Below are 20,644 nucleotides of genomic sequence, written 5' to 3'. Positions count from 1 at the left end.
AAATGACAAACAACTAACTTTGGAACATAACTTGATTACGATTGGCTGCACCTAGTTCAGGTAATGTATTGATTGTAGAGTGGGGTGTCAGAGCAGCAGGAACCTCCGGAGCTAATTGCAACTTTTGTACCAGACGTTGCAACAGTTGGTCTTGTCCAGCACGGAAGCCTGAGACATTTGGGCCGCGGTTAATGATCGCAAACCAGACCAAACCGCGATCGCGTGTTGGCATAACACCAGCTAAAGCACTAACATCCCTAAGAGTGCCAGTTTTCATCACAGTACCAACAGGTATATGTCTGGAGTGCAGTGTCCCCCGGTGATCGAACCCAGACATGGGAAACAGATCGGCTAAAGTCAGACTGTGAGCACCTGCTTCCTGTTGCATTGCCATAAACATCGCACAAACAGCTCTAGGAGAAATGCGATTTTCTGGGCCCAGTCCAGAACCATTAATTAACTGAATTTCTGCATCTGGAACTCTTGCCAACTTAGCAGCAGTTGATTGGACTACAGTATATCCCCCTACTGATTCTGCCAACATTTCTGCGATGTCGTTATTGCTATAAACATTCATCTCTTTGATGATTTGTTTCAAAGGCAAAGACAAGTGACGAATTAGCACGGCTCTTTGAGGATTTGCCTGCGCTTCAACTTTCACAGCACCTGCGATCGCTACTTTCGGCTTGGGCGTGCCCTTAGGCATAATCGAGTATATGTAATTCTCCGAACGAGTCCAAAGAGCAGAATTCAAAGATTGCTTAAATAACTGACCTGCCATCAGCGGATTACGTTGGAAATTCATGGCAAAAGAGCCAGTAATTACCAAATTGCCTTTGACTTGCTTGATCCCCATGCGGTTGAGAGTATTACCAAGCGTAATTGCTTCCTCCCAAACCATCATCGGATCGCCACCACCAGTAATCACCAAATCGCCTTGCAATACACCATTCACTATTGGCCCTGTGGCGCTAATCAAAGTCTCAAATTGATGATCTGGGCCCCAAGTTTTGAAAGCAACTAGTGAAGTAGCCACTTTAGTTAAAGAAGCAGCTGGTAGAGGCGTTGTTCCTTGGTGATTAGCCATCAGCATAGGCCCGGACTGCATCCAAATTCCCTGGCTATCTGTCAAATTTTGGGCGATCAGTTTCGATTGTATTAGCCCCTTGAGATAGTCTTGGACTGTATTAGCGCTAGCTGGATTAGGATCAGGGGCAATAACCAAGCCAGGGCTACTTTGCCAAGCCAATGCGTCTAAGGCATCTAACGGCTTGATCTGTAACCCAGCCATTTCCAGCCAAAGCGTCACCAAACCTGAACTCAATAATTCCAGCATTCTTGATTCCTCTATTAGGTTGTATGAAGTTGTTTACTGTGGCTAATATACAAGCTTTTTTATGCCGATCAGCACGGAGCCATAATAACTGGTGTTTTTCCCATGTGGAAGTAGGCTAGATAACATACATAATGTGTATCTTTTTAATCAGTCAGTAAAGTAGCAAATTGTAGAAGCGATTGTCTAGATCGAGTTTTTCCAAAAGCAACAGGGTAATGTATATATGATTTGAGACTATAAGCAGATTCAGCAAAAAGTATAGCTTTCAAAGTAGACAAAGTTTCAATGTCTATAGTATATATAAATAAATTTTTAGGATATCAATCTGTAATAACTATTTTTCAAATAGGTATGGCCTGAAGTGGCACAATAATAGGATTTTTACTTAGGTGCATCCCAATTATCATAAATGCCTATAGGCTCTCAGTTTTCAAATTACTATAACTAGAAATTTAAATATTATTATTAGTTAGATAAATTTTGGTATGATTGATTATTTACAAAAGGTATAATCTTCTATTTTTTAATTCCTTGTGACTTTTTAGAGATAAAATTTCATAGATATGCATAATTAATTGTCAAGAGCTTGTTTGTTATTGAACCTTAGCTTGTGATATCTGCTTTATCATCTTCATAAGCGATCGCATCTAATGGCAAAATTACTGTAAATGTCGAGCCTTGTCCTGGTTGTGAAACTAATTTGATTTCACCTCGCATTAACTCGACTAAACGAGACACAATTGCTAATCCCAATCCTGTACCATCAGCACCAGGCGATCGATCGCTAACTGCACGAACATAAGGTTTAAAAATTTCTGTTTGAGCATCTAAAGGAATGCCAATACCACTATCCTGAACCGAGATAGCCCATAGCTGTTGAGATATTTGCCAACACTTTAAATTAATGCTGCCAGATTCCGTATAGCGAATCGCATTGCTGAGTAGATTAGTAATAATTTGCTGAACTCGAAGCGGATCGATAATCGCTCGATCGGGAGCGCGTTCGCAATCTACACTTAAAGTTAACTCTTTAGCACGCGCTAAAGGTTCAACAATTTCCAAAACTGAGTTAATTAACCCACGGATATCAGATAAAGTGGGCTGTAATTTCATCTTGCCAGCATCGTAACGGGAAATTTCTAGAGTATCGTTAATTAACCGCAGAATCAGCCTCCCACTTCTCAGAACTCGTTCGATAGATTCGAGATTTGCTGGTGAATCCTTGAGTTCCGATTCTTGTTGACGATGCTGGCGTAGAAATAAATCTGCGTAACCAATGATTGAAGTTAAAGGCGTTTTCAGTTCATGCGCTAACTGAGACATACTATCTTTACTAGCGCGAATTAAACGAGTTAGCTCTTGGTTAGTCAACCGCAATTGATTTTGGAGTTGTTTAAGCTCTTGTAACCGTCCATAAGTATAGCTGCTAAAGCAACGGGCGATCGCTTCATCAATTACTGTATCAATCAAACGTACAGCCCGCAGCATCTCTACAGGTGATGCCTGGATTGGATCGTTTTCTAAAAGAGAAAAAATTACAAATCGTAGTAAACGATATTCTCGCGCAATCTCTGCTGGCTCAAATCCTTGCTCTGCACGAATCCTACCATGTTCTAGACTGGCATCAACTACAGTTTGCAAATCACTGGTTGCTGATTCAGAAAGTACTGTCGCTAATGCTTTTAAAACCTGGGGTAGACTATCTCTAACAGCTTTAAAAGTCAGCTCGTTAGTAGCTTCAATTTGTGGATCTTGGTAAACCGCTTCTACCCAGCGATCGATAATAGCATCATTTTTTTCAATCAGAGTTTGGCTAAAATCCATCTTTTCTCAACCAAAAATAGTAAGTGCGAAGCTGCTTCGGCTAGAGGTAGCTTAATGTGTTCTACTTTAGCTTCGCACCTGACGAAAGATGGAAGTGAGAGAAGAGAGCGAGTGATGAGGGAGACAGGGCGGACAAGGAGGACAGGGAAGACAAGGGAGCAGGCGAGGAAATAACTATTATTCTATTGATTCATACGGAATTAAAAATACTCTACCCGTGCATCTAAACCATAGGAGCGTAAAAGTTTAGTCAGATTTTCAGCCTCGGCTCGATTGGCAAATCTTCCAGCATTGACATAATCCCCTAAACTTGATTTCTCAACAACAGGATTAGCTATGTACTGTCGTACTTTGTTGAGAGTGTCAGCATTATGAATTGGGACTACTACTACATAGCGATTCTGATTAGTATTAGTAGTATTTTCTCCAGTAGAGTTATTCAACCCTAACGCTTGCCAAGTTTGTGCATCTACATTTCCTGTAGGATTGAGTCGCGAATATTGCTGGAAGGCGTACACATACGCTCTAGTATTTTCACCGTAATAGCCATCAGGATTGCCGTTAAAAAAGCCTAATTGCAACAAACGCGCTTGCACTGCTTTCACATTCTCGCCACTATCACCAACAGTAAGATAGTTTCTTGTTGGTTGATTGGCAGCCATAGCTCGATTTTGCCAGACTCCACGTACTGTTTCTAAGGACTGTGTATCTGCTATGCCATCAGCAGCTAGTTGGTAATCTCGCTGGAATCGAATCAGAGCATCCCTACTCATAGAGCCAAAATTGCCAGTTGGATTAGCATTCAAGTACCCCAAATCTCGTAACTGCTCTTGCAGTTCTCGCACTTGCTGAACGGAAAGACTTGTTGTGTCTTGCACAGTACCCGGAGAATAACTTAACAGTCTGTTCCACGTTTGTTGATTTGTAATGCCATTGGCAGTTAAACCCGAATTGCGCTGGAATGCAATTAAAGCATCTCTAGTTAGAGGGCCAAAATTACCAGTCGGATTAGTATTTAAATAACCTAGCTGTTGCAGCCGTTGTTGCAACCTAATTACCTCCTGACCTTGACTACCTTGAGACAGAACAGGGTAACTACCTCCTTGGCTGGGTCTGTTCAGTGTCGCTTGCGGGACTCTGCGAGGAACAGTAGCATTAGCACTACTTCTAGTCGGTTGCTGGGAACGGATTAACGCCTGCTGAGTTTGCGGGCCAAAATAGCCTGTAATTGGGCCTTGAAAATAGCCTAAGCGCTGCAAACGCTGTTGTAGCTTTACTACTTCTGGGCCTCTGCTACCTAGTCGCAAATTAGTATTAACATTCCTATTCCTATTAACAGTTCTACCTTGGCAGGCTTGTTGTAGTGCTTGTTGAGTGCTTAGGCCAACAACTCCATCAGCAGGTAGTTTTTTAGCTTGCTGGAAAGCGATGACAGCCTGCTGGGTTATCGAACCAAAGTTACCGTTAACTGGTCCGCGAAAGTAACCTAATCTTTTCAAACAACTCTGGGTATTTGCCACGTCAGAGCCATTACTGCCTATTTTTTGAAGTGCTAAAGTTTGCCCAGCTATACTGAGAATTGCCAAGGTTATTGCTACAGATAAAAAACGCATTGCAACTGTGCTAGACAGTGTCGTCCAATTCCAGAATCTAAAATTTCTTTGGGCAGGAACAATCTCAAGGCTTTGGGATACTTCGGAGACTGAGGTGATATGTAGATAACCAATGGTTTTCATAAATATAGAGGTTTAGATACTAATAGGGGAAAAATAGGAAAGAAAACAAACAATTCAAACTTCAAAATATTATGCTCCTTGACTCTTGGCTCGGCATTTCGCCAAGGTGGCGGGCGGCAAATAGTATAAGTAAAAATTTTTATACTCTGTTGTGCGATCGCATCATCTAAGTATTTGAGTTGATAAATATCACAACAATAGAGTTGCTTGCTAGTAAGTTTCTCAGAAATTTTGGCTACCAGTATACTATAGGATCGCCAGAACTTGGAAGAATTAATACCTACAAAAAAAGTAACCTGGCAAGCAAGGCTTCCCCAGGTTAATTGAATCAAACACATATTTAATTAAGTTACAGGGCTTTAGCTTTCTATCGGTCTTGTTCTGGTTTTTCTGGCTGTTGTACCTCCTCATTTTCCTCAATTTTCTGAGTATTACCTGCTTTGACCCAACCTTCTTGATTGGTATCTTCCTGGCGAATTTTCTGCCATAATTTATCGCTGCTTTCTTCTAAAATCACAACTTTTTGATTAAAACCAACGCCACCAACACGTTCAGCATCTTGTTTTGGTTCGGCTCGCAAACTCAAGCCTTGAGACCAAGTAACTGTTCCTCGGTAAGCTCCTGGTGGTAATGGTTTTGGTGATTCCTGCGTCTTGGGAGTCTCAGTAGGAGTAGGAGTAGGGGAGGGGGTTGAGTTGGAAGCTGTTCCCGGAGTGGGGCTAGCTTTTGCGGCTACTTTTTCAGTGGCTTTGACATTTTGGGTTCTCTGGGTGGGGCGATCGTTGGAAAAAATTGGTTTCGTCGGAGGTATTGCGGTTCTATTCATGAAATAAAGCGCTGTAGCAACACCTGTACCAATTAAAATAGCGATCGCTAAGAAAAACCCAAGTATAAATTTTAGTAAGTTAGAAAACATAGAAGGTATCAAAGGTCAAGGTTGAATAGTCAATGGTCAGCGATCAATGGTCAGCGGTCAATGAGCAATAGTCAATAGACTATGGACTGTTGACTATGGACTATGGACTATTGACTCTTGACTTTTGACTACCTATTATTGCATCTGCTGTTCATGACGTTAGCGTAGCTTACCAAAGGTATCGCTTAACGGACTCTGTTTCGATGCTAGCCTTGCTCGCCCAGCCGCAGCCCATTCTTGGAGTTGTTGAATTTGCTCTACAGCAGTTCTTGCTAAGGGAATGATTTGACTAGCAGCTTCTAAAATGTCGTCGTTGGTAAAGTCACGATTTTGGCTAAATCCAATATGCATCGCTTCAATTAAAGTTTGCTCAATCTCTGCTCCTGAAAAATCGGGTGTCTCGTATGCTAGCCGATCGATGTCATAACTTTTCAAGTTATGGGCGCGCAGTCGGGATAAATGAACGTTAAAAATTGCTTTTCTCTCTTCTTGAGTGGGTAAACCTACGAAGAAAATTTCATCAAATCGCCCTTTGCGGAGCATTTCTGGTGGTAAGGCTTGGATGTCGTTAGCGGTGGCGACAACAAACACAGGTGAAGTTTTTTCGGCTAACCAAGTAATAAACGTACCAAATACGCGGCTAGTTGTTCCCGCATCTCCTTTACTACCAAGTCCAGAAAAAGCTTTATCTATTTCATCAATCCACAAAACACAAGGTGCTAAAGCTTCAGCCACTTGAATCATTTGGCGAGTCCGCGATTCTGATTCCCCTACCAAACCACCAAATAACCGTCCTACATCTAAGCGTAGTAAAGGTAAATGCCAATGATGAGCGATCGCTTTTGCGGTTAAAGATTTTCCCGTACCTTGAATCCCCACCAACATTAAACCACGGGGGTGCGGTAATCCGTACTGTCGCGCTCGTTCGGTAAACGAGCCACCCCTGCGCAGCAACCAATCTTTGAGGTTATCCAATCCGCCAATATCAGAAATTTGCTCGGTGGCGGGGTAAAAATCTAGAATTTGCGTTTGACGGATGGTTTGGCGCTTTTCTTCCAAAACCAGATCCACATCTTCTGGTTGTAGTTCGCCGTGAGTGGCGATCGCTTTTGCCAAAACCCGACGAATTCTTTCCATTGATAGCCCTTGACAAGAGCGTACCAAGTCGTCTGTAACTTTACCAGAAAGAGAGTTGCCAGTTACTTGCAGCAAGCGTTCTACCTCGGTTTTAATTTCGGCGGCGGCTGGTAAAGGAAATTCAACCACCGTCAGCACTTCAGTTAAATCGTCAGGAATCGCAATCCGGGGTGACAAAATCACAATATTTTTCGGTTGCGATTTCAGGAGTCTAGCTAAGTTACGGAGTTTGCGCGCGATCGCCACATCTTCTAAAAACCGATGATAATCTCGCAGAATCAAGACCGCTGGTGCTGAGGCTGGCAATTTTTCGATAAATTCCAAAGCTTGCAGGGGGTTGCGCCGTCCAAAACCCGCATCATTGGGATTCCCCTGGTAGCCATCAACAAAATCCCAAGTATATACTGGGCGATTACCTTGATTTGCTGCTTCTTCCCGGATCGCTGCTTCTACCCGTTCCTCTTCGTATGTAGGAATATAAATCAAAGGATAGCGGGCACGTAGCAGCAATTTAAACTCATCACGGAAGGTCATAAGTAGCTGTTAATTGGGTTTTTATCAGTTCTTATTTCATTGTTAAGGGTTGTACCGTCTCTCACAACCAAAAACATCGATCGTTCCCAAAATATGCTCAAGCTTATATCCCCGAAATCATCTCTTATCTTGTCTGAACGGCGCTATGAATAATAGAACAGGGATTTATCCCATTTAGCCAGAAACATCAAACAGAATTAGAACTTTGTTTTCCATTTGGCTTGCACCACAATACTGTTCAGTTAATTGGGCTTAGACACAAAATAAGGATTAAATATCTTGATTTATCGGCAAAGCAGTTGCTAACCTGCGGGAACCCACCCAATGCACTGCCTCGTTTATCGGCGGTTAATGATTCTTATCTGAACTGTCTTGGCTTATAACATAACTCTCAAATCTGGTGATACATCGATACTGTAAGCCATCGCGTCCCGATCGGTTGCTTCCTTGAAAGTATGGGTGTTAATTAATGTTCTGTTACTGCACAGCTACAAATAAAATTTAGTCAATGACATCAAAATCGTGATTATTATTGCCTACTGCTATCACTATATTCATGATTACAAATATTTTTGATGAGCGCTTAAGCGCTCAAATTTCGCACTAAAGTACTGACTCAGAATTTAATTGACTAGCCCGGAAGCTTCTTTTTCAATGCTTCTAAAGAAGCCCAACGGTTATCAACTGGTTTTTCAGCACTTTCAGCAGCACTACTCAAAATACCTGGGCAATTGAGATCGCATAGCTGGCGCTGAGGTAACTCTAAACACATCTGTTCGTACAACCATTCGCTGGGATGAAAATAGCCATCAGGTGGTAGAGTTTCTATCAAATCTTCCACTGCTACTTCTCTTTCTAATGGCAAGTCTTGTGGTTGATTAGCTGTTGCATCTAACCAGATGATTTCCTTGGTATCAACTACCAAACGTTGATTGTATTGTTGTAAGCAGCGGTTGCAAGTACAAGTAATAATGGCTTCTGCTTGACCGGATACTTCTAAATAATTACCCTGATGCTGCACGCGAATAACACCACGAACAGGGGTCAAAGTTTCCAAACCAGGCAGAAATTCTTTAACTTGAATTTCCTCTGTCCGCTCCGGGGCTTTGGTGAGCTGCGGAATAAAAATTGCGTCCATAGGATTTGTGAGATATCCTCACCAAACGAAACTTAGTTTAATTACCAGCAATTTTGCCGATCTTAGATCTTTATTTTAGCTTTTCGAGGCAGCGCTCAAGAGTCATTTCTCCGTGTTCCCTGGTCTTGCCTAAGGTGCGATCGCGGGACGAACTACAAGATGTCGATGTGGTTCTTTACCACGGCTAAAGGTTTCTAGATCGGAAAATTCCTTTAAAAATGTATGAATTTGCCGTCTTTCCGCCGAACTTAGGGATTTTATTTCTACTTCTCTCCCTGTAGTTCGCACTTCTTCCGATGCAGCTTCAGCCAATGCGCGAATTTCCGCTTCTCGTTTGACGCGGTAGCCATTCAACTCGATGGTATAAGAAGCTTGCTCTTCTAGTGGTTGGTTGATGTTCAGTACTGAATTGGCTAGATACTGAATTGCATCTAGTACTGAACCATCAGTCCCGATCAAAATTCTGATTTGATCGGGATTTAGTTGTGTTTCATCAATTGTTAACCAGTAGTTATCTGGTTCTTCGGAGTCGCCGCTCTGAGGTTGAGCGGGTTCTAAATTACCCTCAACCTCAGCAGATACCCCAGTAAGTAGCAGCAGTGTTTTTAACCACTGTTGCCCTCGCTGCATGGGACTGTTGCTCATGATTAATTTGTAGCCTTCTTCTTAGAACTTTTTGGCTCAAACGGCAATGCTTTTTGATCTGCCGTTGCTGCTTCTTTTTCCTGGGTTGCTACAATTTTTTGTAGTTCTTCCGGTAAGGGTTCGCGGGAGAGAATAAAGGTTTGTAGGGTCTGGAAAATATTTCCAATCACCATGTACATCAAAACCCCAGCAGGCAATGGGAAGAACAAAAACATCCCTGAAAAGATCACAGGGGTGATTTTGTTAACTGTATCCTGCTGTGGGTTGCCCCCACTGGAATTTTGCCCGGAAAGAATTTGGCTAACGTAGAGACTAATCCCAAAGAAAATTACCATAGCGACAATATCCCAGTGGATTGTGCCATCGGGATCGGTTGCGCCTACTCTACCTAAGGCATCAATAAACAGAAATCCTTTATCTGCTGCCAGTCCGGGAATAGTACCTTGAATGGTGACATCTCCTGGCTGTAAGGCTTCTATATTACCCTCAGCGTCAATTTTGATTCTGTCTTCCCCTTTGGTGACTTTCCATTCGGGTGTCAGCTTATTTTCTGGGTGTTCTGCCAAAAGCACCTGAAATGGTTTGCCTTCAACAGTCTGGTATTGAATCTTGGTTCTTTCTCCTACCGCTAATTTATTACCTCCGGGGAGGATAGCAGTGACACGGCTGTGTTCCCCATCAGCAATGTAGATATTTTGAGGAGGAGTTGCAAAGGCTTGGGGTTGAATTCGTTCGATTTGTTCGGAGGGAAAGACTTGCAGGTTAACGCTGTAGTTAACCCCAGCAAAGGGCGAACCCCGCAAAGTGGCAAACAGCGCTAACAACACTGGCATTTGCAACAGCAGTGGCAAACAACCAGCTAGAGGGTTGCCAAATTCCTTTTGGACATTGACCATTTCCTCTTGCTGTTTTTGCGGATCGTCTTTATAACGCTCTTTGATTTCTGCCATCCGCTTTTGCATCAGAGGTTGGACAATCCGCATCCGCCGCATATTCCGAATGGAACCAGCACTCAGGGGATAGAGCGCAAAGCGGATTATCAATGTTAAGGCAACGATCGCCAATCCATAACTAGGCACAATGCTATAGAAAAAATCTATGATTGGCAGCATCACGTTGTTCGAGAGAAACCCGATACCAAAATCCATTATTCTGAATTCAACCTGAGGTACTGTAAACTAACTGAATCTAATTTATCTAAATCACGATTTGTCTGCGACTATCATCCACTACGGATAGCCGCCCACGATCTGAAAAAATGAATGCTAAAATCAATCCGCCAAAATTCCTCAGAAGCCAGCTGCATAGGTAGGTTTAACCACTTGCACAGACTGGCACTGATGAGTCAAGGAAGGTGTTTGGCTTCGTACTGATGGCACTTGATTACTTGGCAGCTGTACTATATTCAGAATTTTTGGCAGCTACTCTTTCATTGATGTAGTCATAGACTGCTCTAAAATTCGGAACAGCCCGCATTTCTAAACGACTGCCATTTCTCAGGGTTAGTACCATATCTCCCCAAAAACCAAGACCGCGAGGAACTTTCACAATTTTGACAATTTCTGAATAAATTACGTCAGTGCGATCGCGTCCCATCCAACCACCCATCACAGAAATGCGGCGATCGGTGATCCGGAAGCGTAGCCACAAAGCCCTGACAATCGCCCCAACTGTTAATGGTATCCCGATAACAGTTAACCCAATCAAAATATTGAGAATCAAATCCCCAATATGAGGGCCGCCTTCATAATAAATTTCTTCACGAATGCCCATCTAGTACCTCGGCTTGTGCTAACAACTGCTCTAATTCTTGCAGATATTGTTGGCTTACGCACTCTTGTTCTGCTGCTGTTGGTTTCACAACTATTACTAACCGCCATCCAGGTGACAATCTGGGCAATAACTGATACAAAGCTACCGTTATTTGCCGTTTAATCCGGTTGCGAACTACTGCACGTTTGCTAACTTTTGTGCTAACGGCAATGCCAAATTTTGTGCTATCCAGATGTGCTGTATCAGTTGACCGTATATTTTCAGGGGCAGTATCCAAAGAAGAGTGTTTGGAAACCGACGGTTTCAGGGCCCTTAACGTGAAATAGGAACCATGACGCCGAATTCCCTCTCGGAAAACTGCCTGGAAATCTTTTCGGGATTTTAGCCGATTTGCTTTGGGCAAAGCCACAGATGCTATTTTCGCCTAATTTACCCTAAACGCTCAAACGATGACGACCCTTTTTTCTTCTGGCGCGAATCACGTTTCTCCCATCTGGGGTACGCATTCTAGCGCGAAAACCAGAAGTTCTCTTTCTCTTACGGTTGGTGCCGCCCAGGGTTCTTTGCATACTGTGCTCCTCTTAGGTGATTTTTATAAAAAGTCACAATCTCTTATTTTATCACTATTACAAGCAAAAGATAGAGATTCCGGTTAACAGCCAAGGGGCAAGGATGAATAGACTATAGCTATTCTGCTCTGTTTTTCCTTGTCCCTTAACAAACGATCGATATCTTAATTGATGCTCAAGATCCAAGTTCCCATATAACGCAATAGCGGTACGTCACCTGGAGAGAGAATTTGGCAGTTGAAATAATAAGTTCCACCAAAGGTTGGGTTTTTCACATTAGATAACACCAGTTCTACCTTACTACCCGCTGGCACTGGCTCTTGGGGGTAAATTTGAATCACGCGGCCTTCTTTATCCCACTTCACTTCAGAAAGGGGAACAGCTTTGTCTTTGACTTTGACCTCAATATTTTTGGGATCGAATTTTCCTTTGTAATAATCAGGGTATGTAATCGCAAATTGCGCTACTGCCAATTTCATTCTTTTAGCGGGAATTCTTAGGATATAACGATCCCAGCCATCTGCTTGCCCACCAAAATCTAAGCGGAATGGCAGTTGGTTTTCGCTTTTGACACCGCTAAATAGAGTCAATCCTGGTAAACCTTGTGCCCAGCTTACAGCTTGAAACCCAGTCAGCAAACAGCTAGTCACGGCTAAAGTCGAAAGTAAACGTCGCATAGTTAAGCTCCTCTATCAGATAGTATGCTTGGTTATCTAAATAACTAAAAGTTTAGTATTCGTAACTAAACTTTACTGCTGAATTTCTCAAAATAGACGCCAAATAGTTTTTTAAAGTGCCATCTGTCTGAGATCTTCGAGCCAGAGAGCTTTTAGTGATATTTTTAACACTGTTTTTCTTTACCTCACTACCTTTACGGACTAACGATTTGCTGGTTGGCTGATTAATTCTTAGCAAGTACTTTAGGCTTTGCAAAGCGATTGATTCACTGTATACCAGCTTGTAACTTACTTTGAACTGCTTTTTAACGCTAGATAGAAACACAGTCATAATGAGATTGTGTTTCTGAATATGTACAAGTGTATCTAAATTGTAAGAGTTTTGTTATAAAAATTGAGCCATACAATCAGCGATCGCCTGTTAAGTTGGGCTAAATTGATAAAAACGAGCGTGAATCGAAGTAGCAATCATCAAATTTTACTTTGGGAATAATCAAGATTTTGCTAAGTGGATGCATATTGCATTATGTAATAGACGAATACAAAATTTTTCAATCCCTAAAATAAGCTGAAGACACAGATGCAAAATTTGGGAATCAACATAGGATGTGCAGTATGTAAGCCTATTAAAATTGTCTGCAAGTGTGACATCTGTGAATGGCAAACTGAAGCTTGGCCTAGGGAATTGTCAGTGAAACAGGAAACGGTCAAGGTTCAATCTACAAAATAGAAGCAATGGCTGAGATCCCCAGCCTATGCAGCATGAGAACGGGGAATAACTCAGCGAAAAAATTACACAGTTGGCAGAGATTAGGTATTTATCTCCAGGAGATTTCATGAGAATAGCAGTAGCTAAAGAAATAGAAGTTGGTGAGCGTCGTGTGGCATTAATTCCTGACATCGTTGCCCGATTGGTAAAGCAAGGTTTAGAAATTTGGGTAGAAACAGGTGCAGGAGAGCGATCGTTTTTTAGTGATTCTGCTTATGAAGCAGCAGGAGCTAAAATTATTGCTGACCCCGCTACATTATGGGGAGAAGCTGATATTTTATTGAAAGTCAGTCCGCCACAAGAACGTGAAGATGGACGCTCCGAAATTGATTTTCTGAAAGCAGGATCTGTATTGATTAGCTTCCTCAATCCTTTGGGCAATCCTTTGGTGGTGCAGCAGTTAGCAAATCGCCAAGTCACAGCTTTGAGTATGGAAATGATCCCCCGTACTACTAGAGCGCAAAGCATGGATGCATTGTCTTCGCAAGCATCTTTAGCAGGTTATAAATCTGTATTAATTGCCGCCGCAGCATTACCGAAATATTTCCCCATGCTGACCACCGCCGCAGGTACGATCGCCCCAGCTAAAGTATTTATCATGGGAGCAGGCGTGGCAGGATTGCAAGCGATCGCCACCGCAAGACGCTTGGGAGCAGTGGTAGAAGCTTTTGATATCCGTCCTGCTGTTAAAGAGGAAGTCCAAAGCTTAGGGGCGAAATTTGTTGAAGTTAAACTCGAAGAAGAAACTGTTGCGGCTGGTGGATACGCCAAAGAAATTTCTGAAGCTAGCAAACAACGCACTCAAGAAGTTGTTGCCGAACACATCAAAAATGCCGATGTAGTGATTACCACAGCCCAAGTTCCAGGTAAAAAAGCACCTCTGTTAGTCACCGAAGAAATGGTGAAACAGATGAAGCCTGGTTCAGTAATTGTAGACTTAGCCGCCGAGCAAGGTGGTAACTGCGCTTGCACCGATCCCGGTAAAGACATCGTTTGGAACGGTATTACTATCATCGGGCCGATTAATCTTCCATCATCAATGCCAGTCCACGCCAGCCAGTTGTATGCTAAGAACCTGACATCATTGATGCAATTACTGATTAATAAAGACAAAGCTTTGCAGGTGGACTTTGCCGATGACATTATTGATGCGGCTTGTGTCAGCCACGCAGGTGAAATTCGCAATCAACGAGTGCAAGAAGCATTACAAGCATTAAGTACTCAAATAGGAAAACATTAATTTACCGAAGGAAGGCAGATAGTAGATTCTCGCTACTAAAAGGATTATTAGCTGCCTAAATTTGGTTGCAAACAGGAGTTTTTATTTCATGACAGAGGCATTACTTGCTGCTTTGTTTGTATTTGTGCTGGCATCTTTTACCGGCTTTGAAATCATCAACAAAGTGCCACCTACCTTGCATACACCATTAATGTCAGGCTCAAATGCGATTTCTGGCATTGCAGTGATTGGGGCAATTGTGGCTGCTGGCGAGAGAAACACTAATCTATCTGTGATTTTAGGTTTAGTTGCGGTGGTACTAGCAACTGTCAACGTCGTCGGCGGTTTCCTAGTCACAGACAGAATGTTGCAAATGTTTAAGAAAAAGGAGATTAAGGCGTGAGCGATTTTCTACCAACTGGGATTCAGCTGACGTACTTAGTCGCTGCATCTTTATTTATTCTGGGTTTAAAAAAGCTAGGTTCACCTGCGACAGCAAGGAACGGTAATGTTGTAGCAGCTGTAGGGATGCTGCTGGCAATTGTCGCCACCATGCTAGATCAGCATGTGTTGAACTACGAGATGATTTTGTTAGGCTTGGCAATTGGATCTGCTATTGGTGCGATCGCAGCCTACAAAGTCCAAATGACAGAAATGCCTCAAATGGTGGGTTTACTCAACGGTTTGGGTGGTGCAGCTTCTGCATTAGTTGCTGTTGCAGAATTCTGGCGGTTATTGGATTCTGGCGCGCCCGTACCCCTTGATGTCAACATTTCCATGCTACTGGATGTGTTAATCGGTGGTGTCACATTCACAGGTAGTTTTCTCGCCTTTGCCAAATTGCAGGGCTTAATTAGCGGTTCCCCGATTACATTTCCCTTCCAGCAACCATTTAACCTCTTACTTCTGGGTGCTTATGTAGTAGGTAGTGCCTACTTGATCGTTACACCAGATAGCTTACCCATCTTCTTAGCAGTAGTTGCTGTTTCTCTAATATTGGGTGTGATGTTCGTCATCCCCATTGGTGGCGGCGATATGCCGGTGGTAATTTCGCTGTTGAACTCTCTGTCAGGGATAGCCGCAGCCGCAGCCGGATTTGTGGTGATGAACAATATGTTAATCATCGCTGGTGCATTGGTGGGAGCCTCCGGGATTATCCTCACTGAGATTATGTGTAAAGCAATGAACCGTTCCCTATTTAGCGTGCTGTTCAGCGCTTTTGGTACAGGTGGCACGGCTGGTGGTGTAGCTAGCGGTGGTGCAACCGATCAAACCGTCCGCAGTATCGATCCTGAAGAAGGCGCGATGATGTTGGGTTATGCCCGTTCTGTAGTAATTGTGCCTGGTTATGGAATGGCAGTTGCTCAAGCACAACATAGCGTTCGGGAATTAACAGATCAACTAGAACGGATGGGCGTTGATGTTAAGTATGCCATTCACCCCGTTGCAGGAAGAATGCCAGGACACATGAATGTGTTACTAGCTGAGGCAAATGTGCCTTATACCCAGCTGTATGACATGGATGATATTAATCCCCAATTTGAGCAAGCAGATGTAGCTTTAGTAATTGGGGCAAATGATGTAGTGAATCCAGCAGCGCGTACTGATGTTAATAGCCCAATTTATGGAATGCCAATTTTGGAAGTAGATCGGGCGAAGCAGACAATTGTGATTAAGCGCGGGATGAGTACAGGTTTTGCTGGTGTAGATAATGAGTTGTTCTACAAGGATAAAACTACAATGCTCTTTGGTAGCGCGAAGGATATGGTGGCGAAGTTGGTTTCGGAAGTGAAGCAGTTGTAGAAGACTGCGAGAATCCCGACTTATTGAAAAAGTCGGGATTCTAATTTAGGAAATAGTTTAATTAATTTCAATATTCCACTTTTGACCCAGCTAATACTATGTATTAGCTGGCTTTTAAATTTGGGAATAATAAAAAATAGGTTTTGATTTATATATTTGCTCGTGCCATAAATAACGGGTGAATTTGTCTTCAGAAGTTTTGTAATTCGAGATGTGCATTAATTATGCTCGGAACAACACAGTTGCAGAAACTAGGGGTTATTGATTTTCTACATATGATTTATGGCGGACACCCCGAATATTCGCTGTTTGCTGTCAAAGCGCCAATTGATGAAGTTGTGCCAGTGTGGATGGAATTACGCGAAGGTTTATCCAAGCGCGATAGACACGATTATCGGACAATAATGATATATAGGAATCCACTTTTATTTCTAAAATTATTTGCGTAGGGAGGGAATAGGGAAGAAGAAATAACAGTGTACTTAGTTTTTTCACAAATCAAATATGAGTCCTATAAATCTAATCACGATGGCCTATTTAAAGAATTGCTAACCACCTTCTTCTGGGAATTCATCGAGTTATTTTTCCCAGAGATTACCGTTTATCTGGAAAGAGACAGCATATCCTTAACTCAATTAAAGGATTTAGCAGAAGTTTTACTAAATTTCTCCTCTGAAGCCGATCTAGTGGCTTGGCTGCAACAGTCACAATAAGATAAAAAAGCGATCGCACAGGCTTCTTTAACTAACCGAACGTTTGATTGGTATTTGTATTCTAAACTCAGCACCTTTACCAGGTTCAGAAAAACAATCGATTTGACCGCCGTGTTTTTCTACAACAATCTGATAACTAATGTATAATCCTAACCCAGTTCCCTTACCAGGTTCTTTTGTCGTGAAGAAAGGGTCAAAAATACGCGATCGCACATTTTCGGGAATACCACAACCATTATCAGTAATACGAATCAAAATTGAGTTTTCATCTACAACTTCTGTACAAATCTTAATTTGAGGATTTTCTAAATTTTTTTCTACTATTATTGTCTGTTCTAAAGCATCAATTGCATTGCTGAGAACATTCATCAATACCTGATTTATTTGAGCAGCATAGCATTGAACTTTGGGTAATTCGCCATAAACTTTTACTACCTCAATAGCAATAATATCTGCCTGTGGTTTTAGACGATGTTGTAAAATTAATAAGGTACTCTCAATACCTTCATGGATGTTAACTGGCTTCATTTCCGCTTCATCCAGACGTGAAAAAGTACGTAAAGAAAGTACTAGTTCACTGATACGTTCTGCCCCAACAGTCATTGAATTGAGAATTTTAGGCAAGTCTTTAGCAATAAAATCTAAATCCAAGGCTGATGCTTGCTTTTGAACTTCTGCTTTGGGATTAGGATAATTTTTTTGATAAAGATGTAGCAATTTTAGTAAATCTTCAGCGTACTCAGTAACATGGGTAATGTTGCCATAGATGAAATTAATCGGATTATTAATTTCATGTGCTACTCCAGCCACTAATTGTCCTAATCCAGCCATTTTTTCACTTTGAATCAACTGGCTTTGGGTTTGCTGTAATTCTTGAAGAGTTTCTTTAAGTTCTTCTTTTTGATGTTGAGTCTGTTCCAGTAATTCTGCTTGCTGGATTCCTACGCCTAATTGATTGCCAATATGCACTAACAAATCAATCTCATCTTGTTGCCAATCGCGGGGTTTCGTATTTTGGTATGCTGCCAGCAATCCCCAGATTTTTTCACCTTGAAAAATCGGTACAATCATATATGCTCTAGCTATGATTGGTTTGAGCAGAGCAATCTGAGTTGTATAATCTTCAGTGTTATAAATATCTTTAATAACTAAAATTTTGCTGTTAGCGTAATCTCTTCCTTGAGTTTGCTGTAAGTAATCCTTAATAATTAAAGGTACAACTTCCGGATTTGGTTTCCAATTATGGACTAATGACTCAGCCACAAATTCAACTTTCCAATCAGCCCGAAAGCGATAAATTGTAGCTCGATCTATTTCTAATAATCGTCTGACTTCTTGAGTACTAATGGCAAATATGGTATCAAGATCGAGAGATTGGCGAATTTTTTCTACAGTTGCAGCTAATGCCTTTTCTCTTTCAGTAGCTTTGCGTTCTCGTTCAGCAGCCTCCCGTTCTCGTTCAGCCGCTTGAGCAAGTTGCTGTGCTTGTATCTGTACCTGCTTTAAGGTTTCTGCTTGCTGTATTGCTACTCCCAATTGCACGCCAACTTGTGCCAATAAATTAATTTCCTCATTTTGCCAATAACGTACTTGGGAGTTTTGATAAGCTACTAACAATCCCCAAAGTTTCTCACCTTGAGAAATTGGTACAAACACTTCATGACGGGCATGTTTGTCTGCTGATGTTTCTGGCAAAAGAACCTGTTCTATTTCAGACTGCATCTTAGCCCTTGCTAGCCAGCCATCCGCAACAGAATCAGCAACAAATTCCCCACTCCAGTCAGGATTAAAGCGATAAATTGACACTCGTTCAACTTTTAACAGCCCCCGCACTTCTTGAGTAGTAGCTTTAAAGATGGTGTCAAGATCCAAAGACTGGCGAATTTTTTCCACAGTATTCGCCAGCGCCCTTTGCCTTTCGGCGGCTTTGGCCAGTTCTGCTGCTTGATTCTGCAATTGTTGTAAGAATTCGGCTTGCTGTAAAGCTACACCTAGTTGCGTACTAACTTGGGTGAGCAAATAGACCTCATCTTGTTGCCAATCGCGGCTGCTGTTGTTTTGGTAAACTGCCAGTAAACCCCAGAGTTTTTGACCGTGGTAAATAGCAATGATTACATAAGCTTTTGCCTGATAGCTCTCTAAAACTTTAATGTAACAGTCGCTAAAACCAGCATTATAAATATCATTACAAACTCGGTATACTTCGCCTCTAGTAAAGCGACCACCATCTGTATCTTGTAAATAAGTATCCACGACAGGGACTTCAGCTAAATCCTTAGCACTACAGTCGCTAACATTTTCACCCAACTCGGGCCGCCGCAACTGTTCTTCCATGAGAGAAGTCCAGCCTGCTACTACAGATTCAAAGACAAATTCACCACTCCAATCTGGATTGAAACGGTAGATAGCAACACGGTCAGCATTTAGCAGTTTTCTCAGTTCTTCTGTACTAGCGCGGAAAATACTTTCCAAATCGAGAAACTGGCGAATTTTCTCAACAGTTATGGCTATAGTTTTCTGCCATTCTGCTACTTTTGCTCTTGCTGTTGCTTGTGCTAATTGTGCTGATTGTAATTTCGCTTTTTCTAAATAATCTGCTTGCTGTAGGGCTACTCCCAAATGTTCGCCTATAAGTTGGACAAATTCAACTTCTGAGGCTTCCCATTGTCGAGGTTGACTACACTGATGAATACACAACAATCCCCATAAATCTTTACCTTTCATGAGGGGAGCAACAATGTTGGCACGTACTTGAAATCTTTCTAGAATCTGGATATGGCAATTACTAATCATGGCTTGATAAATATCATCCATGACTTTAATTCGTCCTTGCTGATAAAGTCCTGCAAAATCCTCAGCAAAGCAGTGGTCACGCAATTTAGCTGTTAGTGCTGAACTCCATTGTTCGTCTACGTCCTCGTAAATAAATTCTCCTTCCCAATCTAATTGAGGATAGAAACGAAACACTCCAACGCGATCGGTGTTCAGCAGATGACGTACCTCAGTGACTGTAACTTTGAAAATAATGTCTATATCGAGTGACTCGCGAATTCTAGCAATTACTCTAGATAAAGCTTTATGTTTCTCACCTTGGTAGAGAGGTATTAACTGTTCTGTCAAATGTTCTTGTGGCGCTGAATTCAGTGGTGTAGTTGGTAGCGTAGAGGAGTTTTCCATGCCAAATAGGACTTTAAATATTGAAAGTCTTCTATCTTCAGAATTCCCTGAACCAATCTAAAGGTAACAGGTATCTAAATATATATGTCTTAAGTAATAAATTTAACTTTGGAAAATTATACTTAATATTTATTGGTGATATAAATAACAAATCTTTATTAAGTAATTGATGCGATCTGTATAAAAAAACAAGATAGGGACAACGATCGCATCGTGTCCCTAAAAATTGTTAACCTTAGATTAAGTAGGTGTATTACTTCACCAAAGAATCATCGCCGCTTCGGAGTAGTGCGCCGGGTTTCGCGTTTTTCATTTTCTTGACGACGGCGATCGCGCCAATCTGCCAAGGTTAAATAACCAACGCCTCCAGTAACTGCGACTAGCAGCAGTAAGGCAAGCAATGCCAAAATACTCAGGAATGGGTTTTCCACAATTCCTCTATAGTCCGTTACGGCCCCAAACTACCATTGCAATTGACCAAGTGAATACGACCAAGAGTGATACCCAACCCAGTGTCAAAATCGCCATAGTTCCACTTTTAAAATAATTACAAAACGTTTCTAATATTCATCATACTGGGAAAGGGGAGTTGATTCAGTAGTTAGTAGGCATTGGACAGCAGTAGAGTTAGGGATTTCTTAGCAATACACGATCCCAACAAGCCTAGGGACGTAGCTC

Annotated in this window: 20 protein-coding genes; 5 read left to right on the top strand and 15 right to left on the bottom strand. The window is 41.9% G+C overall.

Annotation, left to right across the window (positions count from 1 at the left end; all coding sequences use genetic code 11):
- Nucleotides 1-13: 13 nt before the first annotated feature.
- The 12 genes from AACU33_RS31360 to AACU33_RS31305 all read right to left on the bottom strand — a co-directional run bounded on the left by AACU33_RS31360 (nt 14) and on the right by AACU33_RS31305 (nt 12,285).
- Nucleotides 14-1,336, bottom strand: a complete 1,323-nt coding sequence (locus tag AACU33_RS31360; RefSeq protein ID WP_096594192.1) for a D-alanyl-D-alanine carboxypeptidase — start codon at nt 1,334-1,336, stop codon at nt 14-16.
- 603 nt (nt 1,337-1,939) lie between these two features.
- The gene (locus tag AACU33_RS31355) at nt 1,940-3,160 is read right to left on the bottom strand and encodes a sensor histidine kinase (protein ID WP_096594191.1); all 1,221 of its coding nucleotides are present in this window, start codon (nt 3,158-3,160) and stop codon (nt 1,940-1,942) included.
- 200 nt (nt 3,161-3,360) lie between these two features.
- Entirely contained in the window at nt 3,361-4,896 is a 1,536-nt protein-coding gene (locus AACU33_RS31350) for a peptidoglycan-binding domain-containing protein (RefSeq protein WP_096594190.1), read from the bottom strand.
- Nucleotides 4,897-5,263: 367 nt separating this feature from the next.
- Nucleotides 5,264-5,812 (bottom strand): SH3 domain-containing protein, encoded by a 549-nt coding sequence (locus AACU33_RS31345; RefSeq protein WP_096594188.1) that lies wholly within the window; start codon nt 5,810-5,812, stop codon nt 5,264-5,266.
- A 159-nt stretch (nt 5,813-5,971) separates the two neighbouring features.
- Nucleotides 5,972-7,483, bottom strand: a complete 1,512-nt coding sequence (locus AACU33_RS31340; RefSeq protein ID WP_096594187.1) for an AAA family ATPase — start codon at nt 7,481-7,483, stop codon at nt 5,972-5,974.
- 631 nt (nt 7,484-8,114) lie between these two features.
- Nucleotides 8,115-8,621, bottom strand: coding sequence for a YceD family protein (locus tag AACU33_RS31335; protein ID WP_096594186.1), 507 nt, complete (start codon nt 8,619-8,621; stop codon nt 8,115-8,117).
- Between the two features lie 129 nt (nt 8,622-8,750).
- Complete coding sequence (locus AACU33_RS31330; protein WP_096594185.1) at nt 8,751-9,266, bottom strand: R3H domain-containing nucleic acid-binding protein; 516 nt, start codon at nt 9,264-9,266, stop codon at nt 8,751-8,753.
- A gap of 2 nt (nt 9,267-9,268) precedes the next feature.
- The gene (yidC, locus tag AACU33_RS31325; RefSeq protein WP_096594184.1) at nt 9,269-10,414 is read right to left on the bottom strand and encodes a membrane protein insertase YidC; all 1,146 of its coding nucleotides are present in this window, start codon (nt 10,412-10,414) and stop codon (nt 9,269-9,271) included.
- A gap of 235 nt (nt 10,415-10,649) precedes the next feature.
- Nucleotides 10,650-11,039 (bottom strand): PH domain-containing protein, encoded by a 390-nt coding sequence (locus tag AACU33_RS31320; RefSeq protein WP_096594183.1) that lies wholly within the window; start codon nt 11,037-11,039, stop codon nt 10,650-10,652.
- Complete coding sequence (gene rnpA / locus AACU33_RS31315; protein ID WP_096594182.1) at nt 11,026-11,448, bottom strand: ribonuclease P protein component; 423 nt, start codon at nt 11,446-11,448, stop codon at nt 11,026-11,028. The genes AACU33_RS31320 and rnpA overlap by 14 nt, the downstream gene beginning before the upstream one ends.
- Before the next feature lie 25 nt (nt 11,449-11,473).
- Nucleotides 11,474-11,608, bottom strand: coding sequence for a 50S ribosomal protein L34 (gene rpmH, locus AACU33_RS31310; RefSeq protein ID WP_015139827.1), 135 nt, complete (start codon nt 11,606-11,608; stop codon nt 11,474-11,476).
- Nucleotides 11,609-11,772: 164 nt separating this feature from the next.
- Nucleotides 11,773-12,285, bottom strand: coding sequence for a DUF2808 domain-containing protein (locus AACU33_RS31305; RefSeq protein ID WP_096594181.1), 513 nt, complete (start codon nt 12,283-12,285; stop codon nt 11,773-11,775).
- A gap of 836 nt (nt 12,286-13,121) precedes the next feature.
- Between AACU33_RS31305 and AACU33_RS31300 the strand changes: the two genes are divergently transcribed.
- The 5 genes from AACU33_RS31300 (at nt 13,122) to AACU33_RS37670 (ending at nt 16,789) form a co-directional block, all read left to right on the top strand.
- The gene (locus AACU33_RS31300; RefSeq protein WP_096594179.1) at nt 13,122-14,294 is read left to right on the top strand and encodes a Re/Si-specific NAD(P)(+) transhydrogenase subunit alpha; all 1,173 of its coding nucleotides are present in this window, start codon (nt 13,122-13,124) and stop codon (nt 14,292-14,294) included.
- 88 nt (nt 14,295-14,382) lie between these two features.
- Complete coding sequence (locus AACU33_RS31295; RefSeq protein WP_096594178.1) at nt 14,383-14,676, top strand: NAD(P) transhydrogenase subunit alpha; 294 nt, start codon at nt 14,383-14,385, stop codon at nt 14,674-14,676.
- Nucleotides 14,673-16,076, top strand: coding sequence for an NAD(P)(+) transhydrogenase (Re/Si-specific) subunit beta (locus AACU33_RS31290; protein WP_096594177.1), 1,404 nt, complete (start codon nt 14,673-14,675; stop codon nt 16,074-16,076). The genes AACU33_RS31295 and AACU33_RS31290 overlap by 4 nt, the downstream gene beginning before the upstream one ends.
- A 224-nt stretch (nt 16,077-16,300) precedes the next feature.
- Entirely contained in the window at nt 16,301-16,525 is a 225-nt protein-coding gene (locus AACU33_RS31285; RefSeq protein WP_096594176.1) for a hypothetical protein, read from the top strand.
- Nucleotides 16,526-16,552: 27 nt separating this feature from the next.
- Complete coding sequence (locus AACU33_RS37670; protein WP_445291775.1) at nt 16,553-16,789, top strand: DUF4351 domain-containing protein; 237 nt, start codon at nt 16,553-16,555, stop codon at nt 16,787-16,789.
- Between the two features lie 27 nt (nt 16,790-16,816).
- On the opposite strand, the gene AACU33_RS31275 is transcribed toward AACU33_RS37670, so the two are convergent.
- The 3 genes from AACU33_RS31275 to petN form a co-directional block, all read right to left on the bottom strand.
- Nucleotides 16,817-19,966 carry a GAF domain-containing sensor histidine kinase gene (locus AACU33_RS31275; protein ID WP_096594175.1) on the bottom strand — a complete coding sequence of 1,050 codons (3,150 nt, stop codon included), beginning with the start codon at nt 19,964-19,966 and terminating at the stop codon, nt 16,817-16,819.
- Between the two features lie 269 nt (nt 19,967-20,235).
- The gene (locus AACU33_RS31270) at nt 20,236-20,397 is read right to left on the bottom strand and encodes a hypothetical protein (protein WP_096594174.1); all 162 of its coding nucleotides are present in this window, start codon (nt 20,395-20,397) and stop codon (nt 20,236-20,238) included.
- Between the two features lie 7 nt (nt 20,398-20,404).
- Complete coding sequence (gene petN, locus AACU33_RS31265; RefSeq protein WP_010998401.1) at nt 20,405-20,494, bottom strand: cytochrome b6-f complex subunit PetN; 90 nt, start codon at nt 20,492-20,494, stop codon at nt 20,405-20,407.
- Nucleotides 20,495-20,644: the final 150 nt, after the last annotated feature.

Origin of the sequence: Calothrix sp. NIES-2098, from assembly GCF_963875125.1 — a bacterium.
In the GTDB taxonomy this organism is placed as follows: Bacteria; Cyanobacteriota; Cyanobacteriia; order Cyanobacteriales; family Nostocaceae; genus Aulosira.
This window is presented reverse-complemented; position numbering and strand designations above follow the sequence as displayed.

Excerpts from the sequence above, each read along its gene's own strand:
- rpmH (WP_015139827.1), bottom strand. The coding sequence starts at position 11,608 with ATGCAAAGAACCCTGGGCGGCACCAACCGTAAGAGAAAGAGAACTTCT.
- AACU33_RS31335 (WP_096594186.1), bottom strand. The coding sequence starts at position 8,621 with ATGGACGCAATTTTTATTCCGCAGCTCACCAAAGCCCCGGAGCGGACA.
- AACU33_RS31285 (WP_096594176.1), top strand. The coding sequence starts at position 16,301 with ATGCTCGGAACAACACAGTTGCAGAAACTAGGGGTTATTGATTTTCTA.
- AACU33_RS31305 (WP_096594181.1), bottom strand. The coding sequence starts at position 12,285 with ATGCGACGTTTACTTTCGACTTTAGCCGTGACTAGCTGTTTGCTGACT.
- petN (WP_010998401.1), bottom strand. The coding sequence starts at position 20,494 with ATGGCGATTTTGACACTGGGTTGGGTATCACTCTTGGTCGTATTCACT.
- AACU33_RS31320 (WP_096594183.1), bottom strand. The coding sequence starts at position 11,039 with ATGGGCATTCGTGAAGAAATTTATTATGAAGGCGGCCCTCATATTGGG.
- yidC (WP_096594184.1), bottom strand. The coding sequence starts at position 10,414 with ATGGATTTTGGTATCGGGTTTCTCTCGAACAACGTGATGCTGCCAATC.
- AACU33_RS31360 (WP_096594192.1), bottom strand. The coding sequence starts at position 1,336 with ATGCTGGAATTATTGAGTTCAGGTTTGGTGACGCTTTGGCTGGAAATG.
- AACU33_RS31295 (WP_096594178.1), top strand. The coding sequence starts at position 14,383 with ATGACAGAGGCATTACTTGCTGCTTTGTTTGTATTTGTGCTGGCATCT.
- AACU33_RS31330 (WP_096594185.1), bottom strand. The coding sequence starts at position 9,266 with ATGAGCAACAGTCCCATGCAGCGAGGGCAACAGTGGTTAAAAACACTG.
- AACU33_RS31300 (WP_096594179.1), top strand. The coding sequence starts at position 13,122 with ATGAGAATAGCAGTAGCTAAAGAAATAGAAGTTGGTGAGCGTCGTGTG.
- AACU33_RS31340 (WP_096594187.1), bottom strand. The coding sequence starts at position 7,483 with ATGACCTTCCGTGATGAGTTTAAATTGCTGCTACGTGCCCGCTATCCT.
- AACU33_RS31275 (WP_096594175.1), bottom strand. The coding sequence starts at position 19,966 with ATGGAAAACTCCTCTACGCTACCAACTACACCACTGAATTCAGCGCCA.
- AACU33_RS31355 (WP_096594191.1), bottom strand. The coding sequence starts at position 3,160 with ATGGATTTTAGCCAAACTCTGATTGAAAAAAATGATGCTATTATCGAT.
- AACU33_RS31345 (WP_096594188.1), bottom strand. The coding sequence starts at position 5,812 with ATGTTTTCTAACTTACTAAAATTTATACTTGGGTTTTTCTTAGCGATC.
- AACU33_RS31350 (WP_096594190.1), bottom strand. The coding sequence starts at position 4,896 with ATGAAAACCATTGGTTATCTACATATCACCTCAGTCTCCGAAGTATCC.